Genomic DNA, 23556 nt, shown 5'->3' on the forward strand with positions numbered 1-23556 from the left:
AGCCCCGAACACTTAACGATTTGACATGATAAGCTTCAAAGGAGTGCGCTTTCCGATCGACGTCATTCTGGTTTGCATCCGGTGGTATGCGGCTTATCCGCTGAGCTACCGGCACCTTGAAGAGATGATGGAAGAGCGCGCCGTGTCGGTCGACCACTCGACAATTAACCGCTGGGCCATTCGCTTCTTGCCTTTGATCGAGAAGTTGTCACGCAAGCACAAGCTTAAGGCGGGCACGAGTTGGAGATGGACGAAACGTACATCAAGGTCAAGGGCGCCTGGAAGTATCTCTACCGTGCCGTCGACAAGGAAGGGAAGTCCGGCGATTTTCTCCTGACGGCACAACGTGACATGGCCGCCGCCAGACGATTTATCGAGAAAGCCATGCGTGAGAACGGCGCGCCGGAAAAGATCGCGATGGATAAAGGCGGCGCCAACAAGGCTGCCATTGATGAGATCAACAGCGACATGGCGGTGCCGATCACGGTACGCCAGGTCAAATACCTCAACAACATCGTCGAGCAGGACCATCGTGTGGTCAAGCGCGTGACCAGGCCAATGCTGGGCTTCAAATCGTTTCGTGCCGCCGGCAATGTGCTCGCTGGCGTCGAGCTCATGCACATGATCTGCAAAGGCCAGTTCGCGATCGACGGCATGGGCATGTCGTTCGCCGATCAATTTTATACGCTGGCAGGACAAGTCCGTCTAGTGTAAGCCGAGGTATGCTCGGTAAGGAACAGTCCGTCCCTCGCTCGCCAACGCGACAGAGCCCGTTTCATACCCTTAAAACCTACGCCAGATTAGAACTTCGTCTTCTGTTGCCGCCTATCGAGGGCGCAGGCCGATACAAGTCCCGCAGCGGGTTTTGTACTGATGTTAAATCCAGACACCAGAAAGACAAAAGACCCGCAGCTCTTAGAGCTAACGGGTCTCTTAAATGTTAAAGATTTCTCTAAAACAATTGTCCTGGCGGAGGCGGTGGGAGTCATAATATGGCCGGGAACCCGCATTCTGCCTGGGTTTCGTCGGCCGAGCACTCTCATCATGCCCCCAAATCGGCCCCCAAAATCGTTGGCTAATGTTGGACCTTGTGCAACGTTACAGGATGACGCATGAGGGCGTTACCTCCTCGATGACGGACCTTGGCACCTTTGGCGACACTATTCTGCCGTACGAGCCGGGTGCTCCCTGACAATTGATCTTCGTCAATGCACGGAAGCGCTGAGGGCTCATGGGTACCTTACAATACCGAAGAAGCCACACTACTCCCGTGCTCTGAAGAACCTTATGACCTTAAAACATTCATTCGGCGGTCCCTGGACACAAATCAAACTAGACATGCTGAAGCGATATTTGGTCGCTTTTAACACCGCACTGCAGAACAGGCCAACTGAAAAGAACAGGTTTCGCCGCATTTACATCGACGCTTTCGCTGGCACCGGAGAATGCGAGATCAAGAGTGATCACATGACGGTAGAAACGATTGCTGGGTCCGCCAAGATCGCCATCGACACTGTACCGGCGTTTGACGAATTGCACTTGGTGGACCTCGCCCCCGCCCACGCCGCCGAGTTACGCCGGCTGGCTGCCGGCAAGGCCGCAGTGGTCGTGCACCAAGCTGATGCCAACCAAGCCTTACTCGACATCGTGAAGGGAATCGATTGGAATCGTGGCCGTGGTGTCCTGTTCCTCGATCCTTATGGAATGACCGTGCCGTGGAGCACGCTAGAACTCCTGGCAGCCACGCGTGCGCTCGACGTTTGGTACCTATTTCCCTTGAGCGCGATCTGTCGTCAGGCCGCGCATGATTTCGTCAAGATCGACGACGCAAAGCTGGCTGCGCTGGACGCTGTTCTTGGCACAACATCGTGGCGCGAGGCTTTTTACCGACCCGATTCACAGGCCAGCCTCTTGGGTGGAGAGCCAAGTCTGGTCAGGACCGCCGACACTGGCGCTATCGCGACGTTCGTGCACCAGAGGCTGAACGATGTGTTCAAAGGATGGGTAAGTCCGCCGCTTATCCTCAATACTGCCAGGGGTGCGCCGCTCTTCGCCCTCTTCTGCTGTATCTCGAACCCATCGGAGCGCGCCGTAAAGTTGTCGCAGCGGATTGCTTCGCACATCCTGGCCATGCCGGCGCCGCGCGCGCGGACCGGGAATCTTGCGGCCAAGGCCAACGCCAGTCTGTTCGACTAGAACGTGAACAGCGTTCGCTGAGGGGGCGCAATGATGCGGTCGCCCGGTTTGATCTGCCGCGCCGAGCGGCGCCGCTCGCCAGCCGCTCCGATCACGTGGACCACATCTTGGCCCACCAGCTTTTCGATCGCGTCCTGGTAAATATCGCCGGTAGCCGGAGACTCGTTGCAGGTACTGACGTACAGCGACTCATACGTCACCCCCTCGTCGTGCGCATAGATCACTCTTGGAATCTGTTCCATCAGCGCAGCGATGCTGAGCTCGCGCGCTGGGGCGTCGAATTCGAAGCCAAGTGATTTTTGCCCTCGGTGCTCGTCGTCGAAGCGCGGATCATAACCGAGCATGTTGAACATATTCAGCCCTGCGCCGGCGTAGTGAATAAAATAGTTCTGGTTCTGCCAGTGCACGTTCGTCATGACATCACGCGCCTTATGATGCTGCGATAGGTGGATAAGCCAGTAGTCGCCGTGGCCCTGCTTGTTTCGAATGAAAAACGGCGTGAAGTGTTTGGCGCCGCATTGCTGCACAAGCGAGGTGTACAGCGCAGACTGAATGAAGAGGCGCCAGTCGCGGTCTGAGTTCTTGATTTCTCGGAATGACTTGCCGGTTAGCAGGGTCGGTATGCCGATCTTACGCAATCCGTTGGCGAAATTTGTTTCGTTGGCGTAGTTAAGAAGGGAGTCGACACCGAATGTCAGGATGACTTCGGCCCCAGGCAGCTTGGTCAGGATCTTGCGAATCAGCGAGGTAGGTACCGCGTTATAGCCGAACTGGTCGAGCGCAAAGATCGAACGACCATTACGCGGACTCTTCTTCGCAATGAAAGCGATGATGTCGTCGGCCTGGTCGAGAAATGACGCGTGGCGCACGAAAATGTCGTTGTCAATGCGCTGGCGGTGACCGTCTTCGTTCAGTACCTTGAGGAGGTGCAGATACGCAGGTCGAGCGGCTTCGATGAAAAAATGGCTGACATCGAAGCGCACCGGATGGGTACGCTCCCGATTCACTTTATATTCAGCCTCTCGTACCGCGTCCAGAAATATCAGGGGCGAACCTCGCACCGTTTCCCGGGTATCCTCGTGGTAATACATGCCACCACCGGCAAAGCCGTCAACCAGGGTCAGCTTGAATTCGTCGCGCCGTCCTCCTAACAGTACATGAAAATATTGGGCCAGATAAGCTCGCAGGATACGGTGCTTCGCGATACTGTGCTGGGCGATCGCTTCGAGCCCGTTAGTCCATGTGTATTGGCTCAGCATGCGGTGTTCAAGCGGATGCAGTCATCGGCATTTCGTCATAGGTGCGGCCATTGATGAGGCGGCCATTTGATTTCTTGGCCCGACGCTTTCCGTCCGCGCCCCACCCACCCCATTGCTTGAAGAAGAACGCCGCGCCCTGCCCTTCACACTGTTCTTGAATCGATTCAACCCATTCCTGGCGCATCGGCCGTGCTTTCGGTCCCGATTCTCCGCCAACGATTACCCAGTGAATGCCAGACAGGTTCATTGCTCCCAAGTCCTCCAGCAATGGTTCGACTGACAGAAAGCGTACCCGCGCAGGCACGGTTCGCAGGTGATCAATTCGAGACAGTCCATACTTTCGATCTTCCACCGATACCCCGATCCACGCATTGACCGGCGCGACTCGGTCAGCGAAATATGCGGCCAACCGGTCGGCGCGTTTGGTAAGAATCTGGAAGGTATGCCAATGGGCCTGCTCGATCACGTTAAATACGGAGTCTATGTAGACAAATGGCACGTCCTCGTGGAACAGGTCGGACATGGAGTTAACGAAATAAACTGTCGGCTTTTTCCGTGTCAGCGGATCGCCAAGCCGGTTGGGCAGCAGCGTAAGCTGAAAGCCGTTCTCGTAGCCTAGCGTCCGCATGGCCATCAGCCGCTCCGCCATTTTTTCGGCGTAGCAGTTCTTACAACCCGGCGAGATTTTAGTGCACCCAACCGTCGGGTTCCACGTCATCTCGGTCCATTCGATCTTGGTACCTGTTGTCATATTAGCTCTCCACTTGCAACATTTTATAGTGCAAATCGATCAATCTGGCCAGTGCCTCGCTCTGTGTGAGGTTGTCGCGCTCGCAAATCTTATGCAGCATGTTGAACGCCTCGTCCGGTACCCACGCCTGCAGGCGGYGATAGCCTGTCTCTCGCATGCGATCCCGAAACGCTTTCTGCGCGCCGGCGATTTGTCTTGCACGTCTGTTTGCTCTCTCTACTGGTTGCTTGCTAGCCATCAGGTACCTCGTGGACTGATTACAGTGTAATTATACGCGGATTTGCTCGAATGATGGCGAAATGGCATTCCGGTTTTACGAAAATTTAGGCAAGTAGTCTGCATTCTCGGAGAACGGGTTGGCCCGTCGTTCGGATTGCAGCTGCAGTGCTAGGTCCAATCGAAGGTGACAACGCTTGTCCAATTAAGATGGCTACCCCAGCCGTGGAAGCGCGAGTTGTTCAACATAAGAAGCGATGAGATTCTTCAACTAAACGACACCAACCTGCGTACACTGGCTGATCGCTTATGCGAAGCCGAGCTGTCACCCACGGGTTGTCCAATGTGGTAGTCATCCAGAAGACAACCAACGGCGGCGGAAAAGGGGCTGGATGTTCCCGTTGCTCTCTCCCCCAGCATCGCTATCAACGGGTATATTCCGTTGCAATCCGACCCGTGTAGTAGGCGTGCAGCAGCCTGACGAGCGGCATCGCTCAACGGACAAATCACACCGGTCTCAGTATGGTTTAAGCAACTCCCGGCGGCTGTAAGCTTGTGCACCACGGCTTGGAGCGTTCACCCTCGAGCGAGAACTTGCATGCCCGACCAACCGCAGGCCATGGACGACGAGTTGGTGATATTTGCGCCGAGCGAGTAAGGCGCGCCGTTCAGGACTAGCGTGTCCCGCGCCCTGCTCTTCACGTAGTGCATGGCGCACAACGTGGTCATGTTGCGTTGACTATGGGCCACGACGCTCAGCGGTATGTTGGGGAAGTCCTCGCGAACGGAATCGACCAAGTTCGCCAGACTGGTTGAAGCGAGCATCAAGCAGGAGCGAGCAGTCATCCTTAAGCTGCCCTGCGATGCCCGAATTGAGGCGCTGCAGGCCGATTACCCCGTCCAGGACGTTGCGGCTTGAACCCGTGTCGCGCGTACCACGCGCACTTGAACCGCACGCAAGCCCACTGAGTCGATGCGGGATATACTGTGTTTATATACAGCACCAATCTACTTAACCTGTTACTTTTCGTGCATTTTTGTTGATCTTTTACAAGTATGATATGCACGCTAAAGTTCTTAGCTATGGGATCTTCTCAATAACATGAATTTGTTTTTAAGGACTGTACTTTTTGTTTCCGCTTTAGCACCGGCGATTCTCATCGGCGCGATTGGTCATGCATGGCGCAACGGAGGTGATACTCAAACATGGCTTTATATCGCTGCCAGCCTGCTGACGTGCATTTTACCTTTCCTTATACTTCGAGCGGCAAAACGTAAATCGACTGAAATACCCTTTAGCGCAAAGAAGATTGAATCACAAGAATGGGTGTTGGTGGTAATGGCTGCATCATACCTCGTTCCTGTCGCAACAAAGATAGATGAGCTAGAGTATTTCACTTTGCTGTTCTTCTTGGCCGCAGTGCTGCTATCCTTTCTTGAAGCCATACCAAATCATCCGATCTTGCATTTACTCCGATATCGTTTCTACAAAGTTGAAGGCTCAAACGGCACCGTTTACACCCTAATAACATCGAGACGATTGCTAAATGCATCCGATCTAAAAAAAGTTCGTCAACTATCACCTCAGMTTTTATTGGAAACTTAATGTACACGCTTTTTGCTTACACTCGAGACCCCGGGCAGCGCATAGTTAGATTTGATGTCGATCACGGAGTTCAAGGTGAGTTAACGAGATACCTGGAGACGCAGGTAGAATTCTTTGACTCTGACCGCGAAGTTATAGAATTTGATGGAAAATACAAACCTGATGATCATGAACTCTTAGTCATTAATGAGTTCGAGGATATCGACAACTTAGCCGCTGCGATTACCAGCCCGATCACAATTCCCGTCGCAGATCCGGAGCAATTAGATTTCGATCAAATCAAGGCTCTTTTCTTTGGAAAACAGGGTCAAGATGGGGCAATTTTCGTGTATCTGCAAAGTTTTGATCGTCGCAAACTTATCAGCCGGAGCGGCTTCTCGATCTTTCACTCTCAAAATGTTTATAAGAAGATCGAAGGAACCGGCCTTACCCTAGACAACAAGATTTCCGCAAAGCTTGAGGGACGAAGCTTGAAATTTTTCAGCTTTTTCCATGCCAGCCGCATATTCGATCTCACCGAATATTATCAAGAAGCGACCGATGCAGACATCGTAGATTTTTCGACGCTTCCCCAGGTTGCGGTTAGTGATCAAAATGCTTTAATAGACGCAAGCGATAATTGGGTGCGTCGAAAACTTTGGCTAATCAAGCAAAGCGGAATTCTCGAAAAAGTACCGCCAAGTGACATCCGAAGGATTGCCGGCGAGTTTGGCATCCAAGTGAACTTTGAAACAACTGAGACTGCGGAACGACTGGTCATGCCTTCTGACAAGAAAGCATTGAAAACGCTCTTGCGGTTCTTAGACGAAGACTATTATAAATCACCGCTCTCCAATACCAATTTTATTAGCAATTCAAAACGACCAGTCTGACATCACTCCCTCATGGCGCCATGGCGAACAGTTCCAGCGACAGCTCGCGAATCCCGGACGGCACGTAGACCGATGCGGCCTGCGCCTGCAACATTTTTGCGTACAGCGGCCCCTTGCCCGGCAGCGCAAAGTAATACGTGTTCGGCCTGATCGGTACCGCCGCCGGCACCTGCGGCATGTGCACCAGATCCACGCCCGGCAGCGCGGACGCGACCAGCCGGGCGATATCATCCGGCGCGCCGACCTTGAAGCGGGATGGCACCAGCGCCACCAGTTCCAGCGCCGGCACGTCGGCCCGCACGCCGAGGCAGAGCAGGGTCTGCTGGTCGATCGTGTCGGGCAGCTTGCCCTCGAAATACGAAGGCCGCGCCGCATCCTGGACCAGCGGGATCGACAGGTACTTCGATGAAACGACCGTGTCGACCAGGTCGCGCAGGATGGCATCGAGCCTGGCGAAAACAGGTCCCGGCTGCTCATGGTCATATGCCGGCAGATCCTTGATCCTGACCTTGCGCGAGAACGCCATCAAGCCGCCGGCCAGACCGAGCAGGTCGTGGAACAGGCGTTCCGGATGAAACCTGTGACCTTGGGCGTGATGGTGCAGCGACGCGCATCCCGCGCTGATCGTCTGCAGCAACCAGAACGACGACATGTCTCCGCCTTGCACGACCACGTCCTTGCTCGGCTCGTGCTGCTCCGCGTAGAGCGCGTCGACTTTCGCCTGCAGCTTCTGCATCAAGGCGTCCAGCAGCCGCGCCAGCGCGGGCGCGGCCGCGACCGATATGCCCGGCGCAATGAACGCCGGATCGATCTCGAATCCACCACCACCACCACCACCACCGCCACGACGACGTAGCCGCAAGACGGGAACGCTCACGTGTCCGGCCCGCGCCGCAAGGTGCGGGCGCAAGCACACCTGTTTGGTGAGATACACGATGTTGGAATCCAGCGCCTCCGTGTACAGGTCGGGCGTCTCCAATTCGAGTTGGCGGAACCGCGCCTGTCTGTTGTCCTGTCCGCGCACGCTGGCGAGGTTCCCACCATGGGAATGATAGGCAGGCAGCGCCGCGTAGAACGTGAAGTGATGCTCGTTCGGCGGCAGCTCCGCAAGGTCGACCGGTTCGGGCAGCGGATCCGATCCCGGCGCGTCGTAGGTTTCGCCGTCCGGGAACACCAGCGACAGGGACTCGACTCGCAAGGTGTTGTTGGCCAGTGCCTCCTCGTCCCATATCGCCTCCGCCGTGAGTCCCCACGCGTACGGGTGCAGCGCCGCCGCCATCCGGTGCACGCGCGCCTCGTGGTAGCGGTCCTGCTGCTGGAAGTGCTGCGGACGCAGCGTCACCCCTTCCGTCCACAGGATCTTCGATGGTGTCTTCATCTGCCGGCTCCCGGTTCATGACTGACTCAACCATCATGATCCGCGCCGCCCGGCGTAAAAATCTTGCGACCAATCAACCAGCGTGTTTTCCGACTGTCAATAATGACGCTCTCGGCCACGTTCCCGACGCCTAGATGAAAGACCTGCTTCCTCATTACGAGCAAGAGCTGAGCCTCCTTCGCCAGCGCGCGGCGGAATTCGCGACGCGGTATCCCGGCCTGGCGTCGCAACTGCAGATCGGTCACGGATCCGTTKGCGACCCGCACACCGAACGGCTGATCCAGGCCACCGCGCTGCTTACGGCCAGGGTCAACAAATCCCTCGACGATGGATACTCGCGGTTCACCGAGTCGTTCCTCGACACCCTGTTCCCGCACTACCTGCGGCCCTTCCCTTCCTGCGCGATCGTGCAGGCCAGGCTCCCTGCCGAAGCGAAGTCCGGGCTGGTCATCCCGCGCGGTACCGAACTGCATGCCGCGCCGGTCGGTGGCGTATCTTGCCGGTTCAGGACGTGTTACGACATCCGCCACTTGCCGGTGCGGCTGCCGCAAGTCTGCTTCAATCCAGCCCCGGCCGTCCCGCCGTCGATTCGCGTGCAGGAAGGCTGCGGAGCCAGCCTGGACATCGACCTAGAGGCGGCCGACCAACAAGCCGGCTTCTCGCCCCTCACGGACACGGCCCTGCGCGTCTACCTGGACGGCGAGGCGTCGGTGGTCGCTGTCACGCGCGACATCCTGGAAAGCCGGGTCGCCGCGGCCTGTATCGAGACCGAGGCCGGCGACTGGACGCGACTGCCGTGTGTACCGGTGGCGGCTGTCGGATTCGCCGACGACGAGGCGCTCGTACCGTTTTCGTCGCGCTCGCACCCGGCCTACCGTCTGCTCACCGAATACTTCACGTTCCCCGAGAAATTCAATTTCATCGACATCGACCTGGCGAAGATCCTTCCGCACGTGCCCGGGGAATGCCGCCGCTTCACGCTGCACCTGTTCCTGGCCGACGTACGCGCGGATTCGCACGAGGCCGGACTGCTGTCGACCCTGTCCGCGAAAAACTTCCTGACTGGCTGCTCTCCCGTCGTGAACCTGTTTCGCCAGAGCGCCGTGCCGATCCTCGTCACGCACGAGCAGGCCGACTATCCGCTGCTGTCCGACGCCGAGCATGCCTGGGCCTACGACATCCATACCGTCGATGCCGTCCAGATGCTGCGCCAGGACGAACAGGGCACGTCCCTGACCGAATTCCGACCGTTTTATTCCCTCCGCCACGGTCAGGGCAAGGACAAGCGGGGCCACTACTACGTGGTACGGCGCGACGACAGCTTCGATGCTGGCCACGAACACCGAATCGCGTTCGTCGACGCCGATTTCGATCCGTCCCGCGGCGAACAGGCTACCGTGTCGGCGGAACTCACGTGCACCAACCGGGACCTGCCGTCCCGGATCGCATACGGCCAACCGGAAGGCGACCTGTCGCCACCAATCGGCTGGGCATCCGGCGCCAACATCAGGTTCGTGCGCAGGCCGACCGCGCCCCGGCGCTTCGCCACGACGCCGGCCCTGCAGTGGCGGCTGCTCTCGCACCTGACGCTGAACTTCCATTCGCTCGTGCAGGAAGGGCTCGAAGGCTTTCGCGAAATGCTGTCCCTCTACGACCTCGCGCGAACGCCCGCCACCCGACGGCAGATCGAATCGATCGTCGGCCTGGCCCATCGACCGACCACGGCATGGATCAGGAACAAGCGCGGCGCCTCGCTCGTGCATGGCATCGAGGTGCGCATCACGGTCGATGAGGACGGCTTCGTCGGCAGCGGCCTGGTGCTCTTCGCGCGCGTGATCGAGCGCTTCCTCGGCCTTTACGTGCAGATCAACAGTTTTACGCAACTGGTCGTCCTGTCCGACCAAACAGGCAAGGAACTCCTGCGATGCAAGCCCCGCAACGGCGACCTGTACCTGGCGTGATCGCGCGCCTGGCGGCGGCGCCGTACCGCTTCCAGTTCATGCAAGCGTTGCGCCTGCTGCTGATCTGGCTGCGCCGGGAAGGTGTTCCTCCCGAACGGGCGTTGCGCCACATCCTGCGCTTCCGGAACAGCCTGTCCCTTGCCTTTCCAGCCAGCGAGATCGAGTCACTCAGCATCGACCTGGCTGACGACGCCTCACGAGCCCCCGGCACCGTAACAGGCATCCAGATGACGCCGGCTTTCATGGGCCTGCTAGGCGCCAACGGCACGCTACCGCTGCATTACACGGAGTGGATCGCGGCTCACGAATACGCCGAAGGGGACGAATCGATCCGTGCCTGCCTGGATCTGTTCAGCGACCGGGTAATTGGGCTGTTCTTCAGGGCGTGGACCAAGTACCGCCCCGAGCACGCCATCGATGTCGACGGTGAGGATCCATATCGTCCACTGCTGCTTTCGCTCGGCGCCCGCCCCGCCGCGCAGCCCCGAACCGAAAGCGACGGATTCGATCCGCATGGCGACGCGATGGCCTTCTACATCGGCCTGCGCCGGCAGCGGCCGATGTCCGCGGCTGCCCTGTCCTGCATCCTGCCGGACTACTTCGGCGTGCCGATCGCCATCGAGCAGTTCGTCGGCGGCTGGGACGATATCGCGGACGACCGGCAATGTCGCATGGGCGGAAACAATGCCACGCTCGGCCACAGCGGGGCACTCGGCGTGCGCGCCTGGCGGCACGACCTCGGCGTCACGCTGCACATCGGGCCGCTCTGCAAGGCCGACTTCGAGCGCTTTCTGCCCGGCACGGCCGGCGCCCGTGCGCTGGAAGGGATATTGGCGCTGGTCGGCATCCCCGGGCTGCGGTACATGGCGCACGTGATGCTCCGGCCGGAAGACATCGCGGCCCTGGACCTCGTCGGCGGTGCGAAACCGGGCAAGCGGATCGGCTTCGACGCGCGCCTGGGCGTATCCGGCAAGGCGGCCGACGTCCGCTACCTGTTGCGGCCATCGTAGAGCTTGCTTCACAGACTTTTATCAATACCTCGGCAATTTCTTTCTCTACATTCTGGTCTCTTGAAGACGGCATGGGACGGGCAAAATGAGAAGAGCGGTATTTCATGGTGCGACACGGGAACTGGCGGCGCTGGAAAGCGAACAACACAACCGCCTACTGCGGCTCGCCTTCCCAAGGGACGACAAACCCGACGACGCCATCATGCTCGCCAACAGGCTCGTCGCCGAGGAAGGCCTGTCGCGCGACTTCCGCTACAAGGTCGAGGTCCTGTCGGACAACGCGCGCATCCCGCTCAAGAACATGATGGGCAAGATGGTCACGGTCTCCCTCGTGCGCGAGGACGGGACCTTGCGCCACTTTAACGGCTACGTGACCGAGTTCCGGCTGATCAAGGCCGACGGCGGCTATGCCTGGTACAGCATGGTCCTGGAACCGTGGCTCGCCTTCACCAAACTGCGCAAGAACTGCGCCGTGTTCCTGGAGCGGACGGTCATGGGGATCACAGAGGAGATCTTCAACCAGTACCCGCAGCGCGACTGGAAACTCGAGCTCTACAATCAATACGAGCCGCTCAGCTGCGCCATCCAGTACGAGGAGACCGACCACAACCATCTGCACCGCCGCTGGGAAGACCTCGGCCTGCATTACTGGTACGAGCACCGCGCGGACGGCCACACGCTGCGGATCGGCGACATGACACAGATGCAGCGGCCTATCGAGCCGGGCGGGAACGTCGACGTGCCGGACGAGATCCCATTCCGACGCAACGCCGGTTCGGGCGAGGCGGACGGCATCCACGAATGGCAGCCAGTGAGGAAAATCGGACCGGGCAGCACCACGATCGGCGGCTTCAACTACAAATGGCCGCGCCCGCAGGCGCAGACGCGCAGCTCGAAAAACGACCAGGGCTCGGCTCCCCGGCTGGAAGTCTACGAAAACAGCGGCGGCTACACGTTCGCCTCGTTCGACGCCGGCGACAAGCTCGCCAAGCGACGCATGGAGGAACGCGACGCTCCAACCCAGTATTTTGAGGCGTCCGGCAACGACCGCACCGTGCAACCCGGCCGCAGCTTCCGGCTGGGCGGCCACTTCAGCGGCGCGCCGCGCCCGGTTCGCCACGACGAGCCGCCCAGGACGTCGATCGACAGGCGCGAATACGTGATTCTGTCGGCCGTCCACGAGGCCAGCAACAACTACCAGGCCGGCAGGGACGCAAAGTCGGAGTACGCATGCTCATTCACGTGCATGCGCAAGGACATCCCCTGGCGGCCGGGCCGCGGCTTCAACAGCCATGCTGTACTGATGCCCGGGGTGCAGACCGCGATCGTGGTCGGACCGTCCGGCAGCGACATCCACACCGACGAATACGGTCGGGTGAAGGTGCAGTTCCACTGGGACCGCGACGGCAAGGGCAACGGAAACAGCTCGGCCTGGGTGCGGGTGGCCAGCGTCTGGGCCGGCAACGACCTGGGCTTCATCGCCCTGCCCCGCGTTGGCCACGAGGTGGCGGTGCAGTTTGTCGCCGGTAACCCCGACCATCCTATGATCATCGGCCGCGTGTTCAACAGCGACAACCTGCCGCCATGGAAGCTGGGCGGACAGCAGGCCCTGTCCGGCCTGCGCAGCCGGGAATTGACGCCTGGCGGCGGCAACTCGGCGGGCGGGCGCAGCAACCACCTGATCCTCGACGACACCAACGGGCAAATCCAGGCGCAACTCAAGAGCGATCATCTGCACAGCCAGCTCTCGCTCGGGTACATCACGCGGATCGAGGACAACCGCGGGCGGACGGATGCGCGCGGCGAAGGGTGGGAACTGCGCACGGACGGGCACGGGGTCGCGCGCGCGGCCGAGGGCATGCTCCTCACCACTGAACCGCGCACGCAAGCGCAGTCGCACATCAAGGACATGGGCGAGACCGCGGCACGCCTGAAGAGCGCGCAGGTCCTGCACGACGCCTGCGCGTCGGCCGCGCTGCAGGGCCTGGCGCAGGAGAGCGGCCAGCAGCACGACGTGGCCGACGCGCTCAAGGCGCAGAACGACGCCATCCTCGGCGCCGGAAAAAAATTTCCCGAGCTGAGCGAGCCGCACCTGGTGCTATCCAGCCCGGCCGGGATCGAGACGACCACGGCGCAGTCAACCCATATCGCGAGCGACCAGCATACGGCGCTCACGACGGGTCGCAACCTGTCGGTAGCCGCAGGAGAGAGTTTCTTCGCGAGCGTGAAGGAGACCTTCCGGCTGTTCGTGCACAAAGCCGGCATGAAACTGGTCGCGGCCGCTGGCAAGATCAGGGTTCAGGCGCACGACGACGACGTCGAGGTCATTGCCAACAAGGTGCTTTCGCTCATCAGCCAGTCCGATTGGATCGACTTGAAGGGAAAAAAGGGCATCCGACTGCACGGGTCCGAATCCATGGTCGAGATCAGCGATCTGGTACAGGTCTTCACGTCGAAGCCGGTGCAATTTCATGGCAACCTCGAGACGCTCGGACCGAAGAACATGCCTCAGCCGGCCGCCGAGCACAAGATCACGGTCACCGATCCGCAGTCCCCGCAGGATCCGATGCACCTGGTGTTCACCTTGCACAGCACAGCGGGCGGGCGGCCGTGGTCAAACATCCCGTACACGCTGCTCAAGGGCGGCGCCAAGGTGGAGGACGGGATCACCGACGACCTGAGCAGGATCGCAATCGAACACCACGCGGGCCCTGCGAACTATCAGGTCCAGCTTCCGAATGGCCATGTCTACGACCTGGCGGCCGTTCCACAGTTCGAGCCGGCGGGTTCCGAGACGCATCGCGAGCAGACGTTGTCCAACGCGGGCGCACGCGCGATCGAGGGAACGACCGCAAGCCGCGCACATCACTGAAAACCGAAGCAGCAGTTCCACCGAAAGGAGCCACATGTCTGATCCGATCACACGCGCCGAGAAGGTTCACATCGATGAACGCAGCCGCCAAGCGAAGAGCACCGGTCAGTGGTTCCTCGAGAACCGCACGGCGACCCACCCGGTTACCCACAACAATGAGCTCACGATCTTCATTTGCGGGGAAAAAGCTTTCGAAGACATCGCAAATCACATCCGGAACGCGAAACATTCGATCGACATCATTGCCTGGGGTTTCGATCCTGGCATGGAACTCGTGCGTACCGGGTCGACGTGGCCGCGTGGGGAGACATATGGCGACCTTCTGATCGCCGCGGGCAAGCGCGGCGTCAAGGTTCGGCTGCTGGTGTGGTATAGCAGTCTGGTCGGCGGCTCGACGCAGAACATGCCCGGCTATACGCACGGAACGAACCCATGGCGTATAGTAACGACCGGTTCTAACGAGGCCGGAAATATCTCGGCCCAGCGCAGTCTCTCCCTGCTCAAGGAGCATTATTACAAAAGCACCGCTGGCAGGAACCTGATGTTCAAGGGCGCGAGCGGGTGGCGCAGCGCGACATCGGACGACCTTCCCCTGCTGGCACGGGAAGAGTACTGCAACAGCTGGTACAAGRCCGCCTTTGCAGGCCTGTTGGAGAATGTCCACGTCCGCACCCGTGCAGGGGATCCCGGTTCGATCGAAAAGAGCCTGGCGAGTGAAAAATACCAGCCCGGTGGGCTGGGCGAGCTGGAGGTCGAGCGCACCGGGATGGTGAGGGTCGGCACCCATCACCAGAAAACGATTCTCATCGATTACAACCGCATGGACGATGGCTCCCGGGCCGTGGGATATGTGAAAGGGCTGAATTCGGTAACGGATTATTGGGACACCGAATCGCATCTCATCGAGGATCCACGCCGGGAAACCGGCGGCGAGCGTGAAGCCGGCGAGACCATCCAGGTCGAGAAGAACCGGTCCGTATATATCGGGTTCGGGACGTTCAAGCCCTACCGGGATTACGCCTGCCGCATCGACTCAGGTGGGGCACTGACTGCCGTGTACGCGAATTTCGCCCGTGCCTGGGAACGGATCGGCTACGACTTCGACGATCCGAATTACATTCCATCCGCAATCAAGAATAAGGTCCGGCAGGCGTCGCACTCTTCGGTGCAGATCGTTCGCACCCAGCCGCAGGAGCAGGAGCAGGACAAGACTATCAAGGAAATGTACTTCCTTGCTACCGATCAGGCGGCGCTCGCCTCCGGATATCTCTACATCGAGAACCAGTATTTCCAGTACCAGGAATGGTCCGAGCGGCTGATCCAGGCGCGCAAGAACGTCATCTCCGCCTGGAAGGCGGGCGCCGCGAAAGCGGGCAAGAGCAAAGATGATATGCCGCTCATGCATGTGTTCATCGTGATACCGGTACCTGAACGCGAGCAGATGGTACCGCGCACCTATGACACCCTCGCCGTGCTCGGCCAGCAATCGACAATGGCAGGGCAGTCCGAGTTCATCGACAGTCAAAACAAGAAACCGCAGACGCGCCTGGCGTACAACGAATTCGGATTGCCGACCTGCGTGGGCATTGCTAAGCCGGCAGTCGTTGAGTACGCCAATCGCATCGACAAACCCAGCATCGACGCCCTGGAAAAACAGTATGGTCTGAAGGTGGCCGTCTCGATGCTGCAGACCAGCGGCCAACCCGATCGCCGCATGCGCTATCGCGAAATCTACATCCATTCGAAGATGCTGCTGATCGACGACACCTTCATCAGTTTTGGCAGCGCAAACCTCAACCAGCGCAGCATGTCCGTGGACAGCGAGATCAACTTTGCGACGAACGATACCAGGCACGCGACCGACTTGCGACGACGAATCTTCAGCCAGCTCAGTGGCGGCGAGTTTGATGGAAAAGGTGGAACACGCGATGACATTTCTGACACCTACAACGACTGGATTGCGCGAATGAAGACCAACTTGAAAGCAAAGCGCGAATCACAAGCAATGAAGGGTTTCCTGCTGCCGCTCTGGGACAATCGCAGTGCCACGTACAGACTGGGCTGACGATGAAAGCACCTTACTTGCGTACGCTGTCCTACGGCATACTTCCAGCGGTCGTTGCCGTCTGCTTTTTCATGGGGTTCAAAGTGCCACACGATCAATACAAGGCCCAGCAGGCTTTGCCTCGAAACGAACAACTCCCCCTCTTCAATCCGCACCGTACCGCCTTCACCTGCGAGATCGAAGCGACCAAGGTGCCGCCGATCGATGCGCAGGCCGACGCATGGTTCCGCGAGGCCCGGGCGCTGGAGGACCCCGACACGTGGGAAGAAGACCGCGACTACAAGAAGATCGTCCAACTTACGCGCGCCGCGGCGGAGCTACGGCACTGGAAAGCGATGCTCAACCTGGCCAGCCTCTACTTGGAGAAACGCGATCCGCCGCACGGCCCAGCCGACGCCTTGGCGCTCGTGGAGGAGGCAATGCGGCTGGGCATTCCTGCGGCCTACGACAGAATGGGGATGTACTACATGGAGGGCGTCGGCGTGCCGGCGGATGCCACCAAAGCCTTCGCGTTCTGGCAAAAGGCAGCGGAGATGGGCAGCCCTCACGCGATGGCGTATCTCGGCGATAAGCTGGCTGCGACGTGGGATAGCCCGGCGGATGGATTCTGGGCCAACATTCCAGTCGCCAGCAAGATGCTCGAATGCTCTCTTGACCAAGGATACGGCCCGGCAGCATACAGTCTGTTCACTCTCCAGGCATGGCCGCGTTCGAGCGATGGTAGCCGGTCCGGGCCCCGGACCGCCGCAACTAAGGCGCTGGCGCTGCAGACGCTCCAACAGGGTGTCAAGCTGGGCTGTGCAGACTGTGCGAACCAATTACGGGTTGAATTCGATCACCCGGATGACCTTGCCGACATGCTGGTCCCGCACCTGGACAAGGCTCGTTCAAAGCGCTACTCGGTTTTGACAAACGCGCTTCAATCCAACCCGGATCTGCGTTTGCCCAACCTGGACAAAATCCTTCCATTGCCGCCGGCTCAGCTTCCCCAGTGGAACGGAGACAAGAATACCTTGATCGAAGCCGCGAAAGGCGTCACGCCCCGGCTGCCGGTGTCCACATCGAGCGCCGCATCGCAGCGCGACGGGCGTGCGCATGTCGACGGCGCCTACGACCTACGTCCGTGCGGCGACACGACGTCGAGCGGCACGGCACCGTGCGCCGGATACTGGGGTCCAACGGCGCCCGGCGGTTCGGCGCAGTTGCAGGCGCACCTCGCGAGCATACCGCCCGGATTGTACCGGCCGGGAGAGGCCTTCGACAAAGTGCACGTACCTGCCTCGACCGGTGCGGCCCCGGTCGGCAGCCTGGTGTGGCAGCGCTTCGTCACGGTGCACCGCGCCCCCCCCTCGGTCGCGCCGGTCGCTGTGACCGGTATCACGCGCGAAGTCCCCTTGGCGGAGCCGCGCTTCTCATGTGCTATCGGCAGTCCCTGTCCAGTGACAGGCGTGTGGCAGCCGTGGCTTCCGTCCCGTCATCCTGCACGCGTTGCGCTCAACCAGCCGTGGCGCCAGGCGTGGCTGGTCGCAGGACAGCATTTTCCGAATCCATGGCATGGCGAGCAGGCGCCTTTCGATCCCGCGGAACTGACGTGGCACCTGATGGAAGGCGCCCCGTCCTCCAACACATAGGGGGCATGACTGAATGAAGCCGCAGGGGCTCGCGCGATGGCGGGCTTCCTGCCGACGCTCTCGGACAACCGCAGCGCCACATACCGATTGGGCTGACGATGAAAGCACCATACTTGCGTAAGCTCTCCTATGGTGTACTTGCAGCGGTCGTTACCGTCTGCTTTTTCATGGGATTCAAAGTGCCGCACGATCAATACAAGGCCAAGCAGGCGTTGCCTCGAAACGAAAAACTCCCCCTCTTCAATCCACACCGGACCAGCTTCACTTGCGAGATCGAAGCGACCAAGGTGCCGCCGATCGACGTGCAGGCCGACGCATCGTTCCGCGAGGCCCGGACGCTGGAGGACCCCGACACGTGGGAAGAAGACCGGGACTACAAGAAGATCGTCCAGTTGACGCGCGCCGCGGCGGAGCGGCGGCACTGGAAAGCCATGCTCAACCTGGCCAGCCTCTATCTGGAAAAACGCGATCCGCCGCACGGCCCGGATGACGCCTTGGCGCTCGTGGAGGAGGCAATGCAGCTGGGCATTCCTGCCGCCTACGACAGGATGGGGACGTACTACATGCAGGGCGTCGGTGTGCGGGCGGACGCCACCAAAGCCTTCGCGTTCTGGCAAAAGGCCGCGGAGATGGGCAGCCCCCAGGCCATGACGTACCTGGGCGACAAGCTGGCCGCGACGTGGGACAGCCCGGCAGATGGATTCTGGGCCAACATCCCGGTCGCCAGCAAGATGCTCGAATGCTCTCTTGACCAAGGGTACGGTCCGGCAGCATACAGTCTGTTTTATCTCCAAGCATGGCCCCGCTCGCCCGACGGCAAGCGGTCCGGTCCGCGCACCGCTTTGACCAAGGCATTGGCGCTACAGACGCTTCAACAGGGAATAAGGCTGGGATGTGCAGATTGTGCGCGGTTCTTGTCAATCGAATTCGAGCACCCGAGCGACCTTGCGGACATGCTGGTCCCGCATTTGGACAAGGCGCGTTCCGAGCGCTATGGAGTTCTGAACCACGCCCTGCGGTGGGACCCGGATCTGCGATTGCCCAACCTCGACAAGATCCTTCCATTGCCGCCGGCTGCGCTTCCCCAGTGGAACGGAGACAAGAACGCGCTGATCGAGGCCGCGAAAGGCGTCACGCCCCGCCTGCCGGCATCCACACCAAGCGTCGAGTTGCAGCGCGACGGGCGTGCGCACGTCTGATGGGAGCCGGCTCGTCTTCCAACACATAAGGAGCAAATAGCATGAAGCATCAGGGACGCGGCGTGATCCGCATGAACGACAAGACCGACCACGGGGGACATGTCACGGCCGTGTCATCCGGCACAATTGTGATGGGCGTAGAAGCTGCGCTGGCCGGGGACATGACCACGTGCCCGAAGTGCAAAGGCGATTTCCCGATCAAGCCGGACGGTGCTGGCGCCCGTCACGAGGGCCGACCGTATGCCTACGACGGCGATGTAACGGCATGTGGTGCGAAGCTGATTTCATCGCTGTAATCTCCAGGTAATTCCGCTTTCGCCCCCTCAACCGCAGATCACATCGTAGATTTGAGAATCCATCAAATTGTGCCCCTACCGCACGATTGAACTCGAACGCTCTGCTCGTATCAATCGGGAAAAAACTCAGCAATATTTCCCCACGGTTCCGTCAGGTTGTACACAGCATTCAGCTCCAAATACGGTGTCTCGAGAATGTCCGGGTCATACATCGGTGGCCTGATCTGCCGAGAAGTCGGAACATTCATCCTGCACTGCTCCGCGTCCTCTCGCAGGGAATGATGCGTGCGGCAGACCAGTGGCCGGTCCTCGTAAACGGAGCACTGATCGTTGACGAGGAACGGACATGGTCTGCCATTAAATTTCTCGCCTTCGGCGGCCACCAGATCTCGCGACCGGAAAGCCACGCGCGTCATCTTCCGCCCAGATACCTCGGCAAGGCGAATGGCTTCGTGCTCGTAGATCATGGTGTTCATGTGGCAGCAATGACTGCACCCTGGCTTGCAGGGGACATGAGGCTCGAGCGCAGAGGTAATCCGGTTGGCGATGGCGATTACCTTCCTTCGTTTGGACCTGATGCTGGCGTTCTCATTCGCGATGCGCACCATGTCCTGCCCGATTGGCTCTGCCGCCATCCATGGGTTTGTCTCGATCAAAATCTGAAGTTTCTTCTGTACGGGCTCGGACCTCATCTGTCTATTCGCCTCGGCAAGTCTCTCCAATCCTTCGACGAGGTATTCGGCGCGCTGCACGGCCTCATCACTTCCATCTGCCAGGAGCGCTTCGATCTCCTTCTCGATTGCATCCAGGGTTTCTACGTTCATCATTCAACACCTTGTTCTGACATACGATCACGGTCCCGCACCTCGGGATGCGCTGAATTCTACGTTTTTCGTAGATCAGAATCCAGACGGATCTACGTGTTCCGCAGACCCAAGACCATTATCCGGGGCCTGCAGTGGATTGCGGTCCACGATTGCGCTCGGCGAACTCAACGGCCGTCCGTAATACTGAAGCCGCCTGGCCCCCACGCAGCGCCTTGACTGGCGTCTGCCTGTGCAACGAATATTTTGGCGTCGTGAAGAACGCCCATTTCACTGCCCCCGGCAGAGGGTTGAGGGCAACCGCCACCCGTTCGATGTCATGTCGTACGCCCGCGTGGTCGACAAAGAAACCCGGATACCAATGTTCGCCACTTGGACCTTCGACCCAGAACATGCGGCCGTCACCTACCGCCTGTCGGAGTGCGACGTCATCGATAGCGAGACGTTCGCACATCTGTTCTGCCCCGAGCAACTCGCCGCGCTCGTAGAGAAGCTGGCGACGCGCCATCGCCTTATGTCCAAGGTCGTCTAACAATCTCACTCCAGCTCCTCTAGATTCTGCCATTTGAAAATTCTGCGTTTTTCGTAGAGAAAAATAAAGACGATTCTACGAATATCGTAGGATGCCTCCACGCACCGTCAAATCCTCCAATCCAGTCTTCGGTCCACGTCTACGCCAAGCCAGGCAGCGACGCAACCTGGCCCAGGACGAACTTGGCGTGCGCGCGGGCTTGGAGGAGTCAGCTAGCAGCGCCAGAATGAGCCGATACGAGAGCGGCATCCACGAGCCTCCGTTCCAGTTTGTAGAAGCGTTGGCGAAAGTCCTGGAGGTGTCGCCGGCTTACTTTTACTGCCCAGACGATAAGCTGGCCGAGATCATCCTGATGTACTCCAAAATGACGGTCTCGAAACGTAAAGTACTTTATCAAGCCGCTCTTGAATTGGCCCCGCCGCAGGATTGAAACCGTTTAGCCGGAGGACAATGCTCTACGCCATGTCGGACTCAGTCCTGGCTTGAGCCCAGCCCCATCCCGCTGCCGTCAAACGGCACCGCCTGCCATAATCGCTTGCAGCATCTGATACACGGCAACAGCACCTGGATGAGTATTAAGTTGGTCTATTGGGGCCTGTCCCCGAAAGAGCTGATGGGGTGATCGCAACCACTGTTGGGAACTCGCCTCGTTTTCGAATACTCGCTTGGCCATGATTGCGACATCGGCGAGCCGCCAGAGCCGTTCAGACTGGGCAACATCCAGCCTCGCTCGCGTCGCGATGAGGTGGCGTGCGTCGGCCTCTGTTAGGCCAACAATGGCATGGATACGCGCCGCGGAGATGCCGAAGTGTCGTTCTGCGTCCAACAGAATCGATGCCGCAAATCCTGCCCTGATCGCGGGGGTAGGATACATGCCCCTCTCCACCCTTGCCAACAATGCCACGAACTGGTTATCCGGCAGGGCTACGTGACCGCCTGTTTCGTCGTTGCTCATGTTGTATCAGCCAGTTCCAAAATTGTTCCCCTTGGTTCTGCCAGGGCAGAAATGCTTACCCCGAGCGATGGACAATTCTTCGTTTTACGTAGAGAGTAGTTTATACTATTCTACGGTTATCGTAGATACCGATTGTTGGGCCGTTAGTCGAAGTTCCGGATGAGCAAGCTAATGAAAAGAGAGATCTGCTGCAACTCAACAGGGGAGCCGAGGACGAGCCTGCCGGATCCGAACAACTCGCGCCGGACTGCGCCCACCCGGGAACATTTGTCTGCAGTGGTCAAGCTGACCAATCAGATCCGGAAAATGCTTTCCGAATCGGGAGATCCGATTGCGGCTGCGGACTTTGACGTGGACCAGTGGCTCACCCACTGGATGGAACAGCCGATGCCGGCACTGGGCGGACGTTGTCCAGCCGAGTACATGACTTCGATCGAAGGACAGGAGCGAGTGTCGAGACTTCTCGCCATGATGCAGACAGGTGCCTACGCATGACATACCCGGCGTTCTTTACCAAGCGATCACCCGGCCGTGCGGTACTTCTCATCGACGAGGAATGGACATGGCCGACTTTGTTGCATAAATCCGCCCCGGCAGCGTGAAAGGCGGGGCACGGGTAAACTGACGGCTTGAGTGCGCCTGCAAAGCCGAAGTACCGAACGACCAATTGGAAAGAATACAACGCGCCACTTAAGACGCGTGGCTCGCTGCTCATTTGGCTGGAGAAGGACATGCACTGGGCTGTGCCAGCCCCAGGCAAATGGCAGATCAAGGCGCGCAAGTACAATGGACGAGCGATCGAGACGAGCCAACATACGTTAAGCCACTGGCTGGCGCGCCAGATCGCTGAGCCCGGGAAGTTTGACAGCGGCCCGAAACCGGAGGCCGCCGTCGGCAACAGGCGCGGCATCGTCTCCTTTTTCAGTATTTATTGTGACGGCCGGCCGCAAGGGCACATCGCCATCGTATCCAGGGACAGGTGGGGCAGCAATCTGCGCTGCGGGAACGAGATCGACGGGATGGCTACCGGCTGCTACTGGTCTTCACGCGAAGTGTGGCTCTGGCTGCTGCAATAGAAGCAGCCCAAGGCGTCACGGCCCTTCACGAATCTCGTTCCGCACCTGCCCTTCTGTCAGCTCGATCAATCGGGACGGCGTCACGCGCAAAGCCTCGGCCAGCCGGAAAATCACGCGAACCGTCGGCTGGCGCTCCCCTCGTTCGATCAGGCTGACGAACGTCCGGTCAATATCCGCCGCGTGGGCAAGCTCCTCCTGTGTAAGGCCGACCTCTCGTCTTACCGCGCGCAACACTTTCCCAAAGGCCAACCCAGGATCCAAAGACCTCTCCCATTATTTGGGAGAAATGATGTCTCTGCGGTATCATCACGTCTTCGGACTATAGTCATCATTTTTCGAGTATTCTATCGAAAGGCCCTCTAGCCTTTGCCGTCGAGCTCCGCCAAGCGGTGCCGATCAGTACTTCTCCACTCCAGCTTCACGAAATGCTCCGAGATCACACACCATTCGTATGTTTCCTCACCGATAGCGAGGCGAATAATTCGCTCTGCCTGAGATATTGGTCTATCGACGATTCAGGGAAGTGGGCCGAGCCTTACGCCGTGTTGCAGTCGCACGCGGGGCTGAGTCGCGTCGAGATGATCAAGATGTTGAAATCTGCGTGCTGTGCCTACCTTCCCCATCTTCGATGCAATGCCTGTGGGACGGCAGTCGAGGTCGGCGCGCGCAGGGACTATTCGCCCGCGACGGGATCATTGCTGGGATGGGAGGCAAAATGGAAGCCGCCGCTATGTGCTTCCTGCGACGCTGCAGCGCTTGCAGTAACACAGAAAGCGCTCCTCTCCACCGAACCACAGCGCCGCGACCGCGTGACGTATGGATCGAAACGGATGCGTGATCAATCCGAGTCGATCGAC

General features: G+C 59.3%; 23 protein-coding genes and 1 pseudogene. 15 read left to right on the forward strand and 9 right to left on the reverse strand.

What is annotated here, in order from left to right; genetic code table 11:
- The first annotated feature begins 25 nt into the window (after nt 1-25).
- Nucleotides 26-714, forward strand: a protein-coding gene (locus tag AC1DYX_RS00310; RefSeq protein ID WP_477255110.1) for an IS6 family transposase whose coding sequence is annotated in 2 segments (ribosomal slippage) — nt 26-245 and nt 245-714 — 690 coding nt in all. Because the reading frame shifts where the segments join, the coding sequence is not laid out codon by codon here.
- Nucleotides 715-1287: 573 nt separating this feature from the next.
- The gene (gene tcmP, locus AC1DYX_RS00315; RefSeq protein WP_477255112.1) at nt 1288-2196 is read left to right on the forward strand and encodes a three-Cys-motif partner protein TcmP; all 909 of its coding nucleotides are present in this window, start codon (nt 1288-1290) and stop codon (nt 2194-2196) included.
- Here tcmP and AC1DYX_RS00320 read toward each other — a convergent pair.
- The 4 genes from AC1DYX_RS00320 to AC1DYX_RS00335 all read right to left on the reverse strand — a co-directional run bounded on the left by AC1DYX_RS00320 (nt 2193) and on the right by AC1DYX_RS00335 (nt 5268).
- A complete protein-coding gene (locus AC1DYX_RS00320) occupies nt 2193-3455 on the reverse strand; it encodes a three-Cys-motif partner protein TcmP (protein ID WP_477255114.1) in 1263 nt (420 codons plus the stop codon). The two genes, tcmP and AC1DYX_RS00320, sit on opposite strands and share 4 nt — an antisense overlap.
- A 7-nt stretch (nt 3456-3462) precedes the next feature.
- Nucleotides 3463-4206 carry a DUF5131 family protein gene (locus AC1DYX_RS00325; protein ID WP_477255116.1) on the reverse strand — a complete coding sequence of 248 codons (744 nt, stop codon included), beginning with the start codon at nt 4204-4206 and terminating at the stop codon, nt 3463-3465.
- A gap of 1 nt (nt 4207) precedes the next feature.
- Nucleotides 4208-4444: a hypothetical protein gene (locus tag AC1DYX_RS00330; RefSeq protein ID WP_477255118.1), complete on the reverse strand. Its 237-nt coding sequence runs from the start codon at nt 4442-4444 to the stop codon at nt 4208-4210.
- 554 nt (nt 4445-4998) lie between these two features.
- Nucleotides 4999-5268 carry a T6SS effector phospholipase Tle3 domain-containing protein gene (locus tag AC1DYX_RS00335; RefSeq protein WP_477255121.1) on the reverse strand — a complete coding sequence of 90 codons (270 nt, stop codon included), beginning with the start codon at nt 5266-5268 and terminating at the stop codon, nt 4999-5001.
- 256 nt (nt 5269-5524) lie between these two features.
- On the opposite strand from AC1DYX_RS00335, the gene AC1DYX_RS00340 reads away from it, so the two are divergent.
- Nucleotides 5525-6028, forward strand: coding sequence for a hypothetical protein (locus AC1DYX_RS00340; protein WP_477255123.1), 504 nt, complete (start codon nt 5525-5527; stop codon nt 6026-6028).
- Complete coding sequence (locus AC1DYX_RS00345) at nt 6028-6900, forward strand: Kiwa anti-phage protein KwaB-like domain-containing protein (protein ID WP_477255125.1); 873 nt, start codon at nt 6028-6030, stop codon at nt 6898-6900. The genes AC1DYX_RS00340 and AC1DYX_RS00345 overlap by 1 nt, the downstream gene beginning before the upstream one ends.
- A gap of 10 nt (nt 6901-6910) precedes the next feature.
- Here the strand turns inward: AC1DYX_RS00345 and tssK are convergent, their stop codons facing one another.
- Entirely contained in the window at nt 6911-8278 is a 1368-nt protein-coding gene (gene tssK, locus AC1DYX_RS00350) for a type VI secretion system baseplate subunit TssK (protein ID WP_477255127.1), read from the reverse strand.
- 134 nt (nt 8279-8412) lie between these two features.
- Here tssK and tssF point away from each other — a divergent pair, with 134 nt between their 5' ends.
- The 7 genes from tssF (at nt 8413) to AC1DYX_RS00385 (ending at nt 19312) form a co-directional block, all read left to right on the forward strand.
- A complete protein-coding gene (gene tssF, locus AC1DYX_RS00355) occupies nt 8413-10239 on the forward strand; it encodes a type VI secretion system baseplate subunit TssF (protein WP_477255129.1) in 1827 nt (608 codons plus the stop codon).
- Nucleotides 10236-11249, forward strand: a complete 1014-nt coding sequence (gene tssG, locus AC1DYX_RS00360) for a type VI secretion system baseplate subunit TssG (protein ID WP_477255131.1) — start codon at nt 10236-10238, stop codon at nt 11247-11249. The genes tssF and tssG overlap by 4 nt, the downstream gene beginning before the upstream one ends.
- An 85-nt stretch (nt 11250-11334) precedes the next feature.
- Entirely contained in the window at nt 11335-14121 is a 2787-nt protein-coding gene (locus tag AC1DYX_RS00365) for a type VI secretion system Vgr family protein (protein WP_477255133.1), read from the forward strand.
- Between the two features lie 34 nt (nt 14122-14155).
- Nucleotides 14156-16186: a phospholipase D-like domain-containing protein gene (locus tag AC1DYX_RS00370; RefSeq protein ID WP_477255135.1), complete on the forward strand. Its 2031-nt coding sequence runs from the start codon at nt 14156-14158 to the stop codon at nt 16184-16186.
- 2 nt (nt 16187-16188) lie between these two features.
- Nucleotides 16189-17817 (forward strand): SEL1-like repeat protein, encoded by a 1629-nt coding sequence (locus AC1DYX_RS00375; protein WP_477255137.1) that lies wholly within the window; start codon nt 16189-16191, stop codon nt 17815-17817.
- 113 nt (nt 17818-17930) lie between these two features.
- Complete coding sequence (locus AC1DYX_RS00380) at nt 17931-19016, forward strand: SEL1-like repeat protein (protein ID WP_477255139.1); 1086 nt, start codon at nt 17931-17933, stop codon at nt 19014-19016.
- A gap of 41 nt (nt 19017-19057) precedes the next feature.
- The gene (locus AC1DYX_RS00385; protein ID WP_477255141.1) at nt 19058-19312 is read left to right on the forward strand and encodes a PAAR domain-containing protein; all 255 of its coding nucleotides are present in this window, start codon (nt 19058-19060) and stop codon (nt 19310-19312) included.
- Between the two features lie 110 nt (nt 19313-19422).
- Here the strand turns inward: AC1DYX_RS00385 and AC1DYX_RS00390 are convergent, their stop codons facing one another.
- A complete protein-coding gene (locus AC1DYX_RS00390; protein ID WP_477255143.1) occupies nt 19423-20139 on the reverse strand; it encodes a YkgJ family cysteine cluster protein in 717 nt (238 codons plus the stop codon).
- A gap of 115 nt (nt 20140-20254) precedes the next feature.
- The gene (locus AC1DYX_RS00395; RefSeq protein ID WP_477255145.1) at nt 20255-20671 is read right to left on the reverse strand and encodes a hypothetical protein; all 417 of its coding nucleotides are present in this window, start codon (nt 20669-20671) and stop codon (nt 20255-20257) included.
- 88 nt (nt 20672-20759) lie between these two features.
- Between AC1DYX_RS00395 and AC1DYX_RS00400 the strand changes: the two genes are divergently transcribed.
- The gene (locus tag AC1DYX_RS00400) at nt 20760-21098 is read left to right on the forward strand and encodes a helix-turn-helix domain-containing protein (RefSeq protein WP_477255147.1); all 339 of its coding nucleotides are present in this window, start codon (nt 20760-20762) and stop codon (nt 21096-21098) included.
- Between the two features lie 78 nt (nt 21099-21176).
- Here the strand turns inward: AC1DYX_RS00400 and AC1DYX_RS00405 are convergent, their stop codons facing one another.
- On the reverse strand, nt 21177-21623 hold the full coding sequence (locus AC1DYX_RS00405) for an antitoxin Xre/MbcA/ParS toxin-binding domain-containing protein (RefSeq protein WP_477255149.1): 447 nt from the start codon (nt 21621-21623) through the stop codon (nt 21177-21179).
- Nucleotides 21624-21794: 171 nt separating this feature from the next.
- Between AC1DYX_RS00405 and AC1DYX_RS00410 the strand changes: the two genes are divergently transcribed.
- Entirely contained in the window at nt 21795-22118 is a 324-nt protein-coding gene (locus AC1DYX_RS00410; protein ID WP_477255151.1) for an MbcA/ParS/Xre antitoxin family protein, read from the forward strand.
- A 134-nt stretch (nt 22119-22252) separates the two neighbouring features.
- Nucleotides 22253-22384: pseudogene (locus tag AC1DYX_RS00415) on the forward strand (IS5/IS1182 family transposase); the annotation flags it as partial.
- A gap of 330 nt (nt 22385-22714) precedes the next feature.
- Here the strand turns inward: AC1DYX_RS00415 and AC1DYX_RS00420 are convergent.
- Nucleotides 22715-22960: a helix-turn-helix domain-containing protein gene (locus AC1DYX_RS00420; protein ID WP_477255153.1), complete on the reverse strand. Its 246-nt coding sequence runs from the start codon at nt 22958-22960 to the stop codon at nt 22715-22717.
- A gap of 317 nt (nt 22961-23277) precedes the next feature.
- Here AC1DYX_RS00420 and AC1DYX_RS00425 point away from each other — a divergent pair.
- Nucleotides 23278-23556 (forward strand): hypothetical protein (locus tag AC1DYX_RS00425; protein ID WP_477255155.1); only part of this gene is annotated, 279 nt, incomplete at its 3' end.

Source organism: Massilia sp. P2_C2, assembly GCF_056404615.1.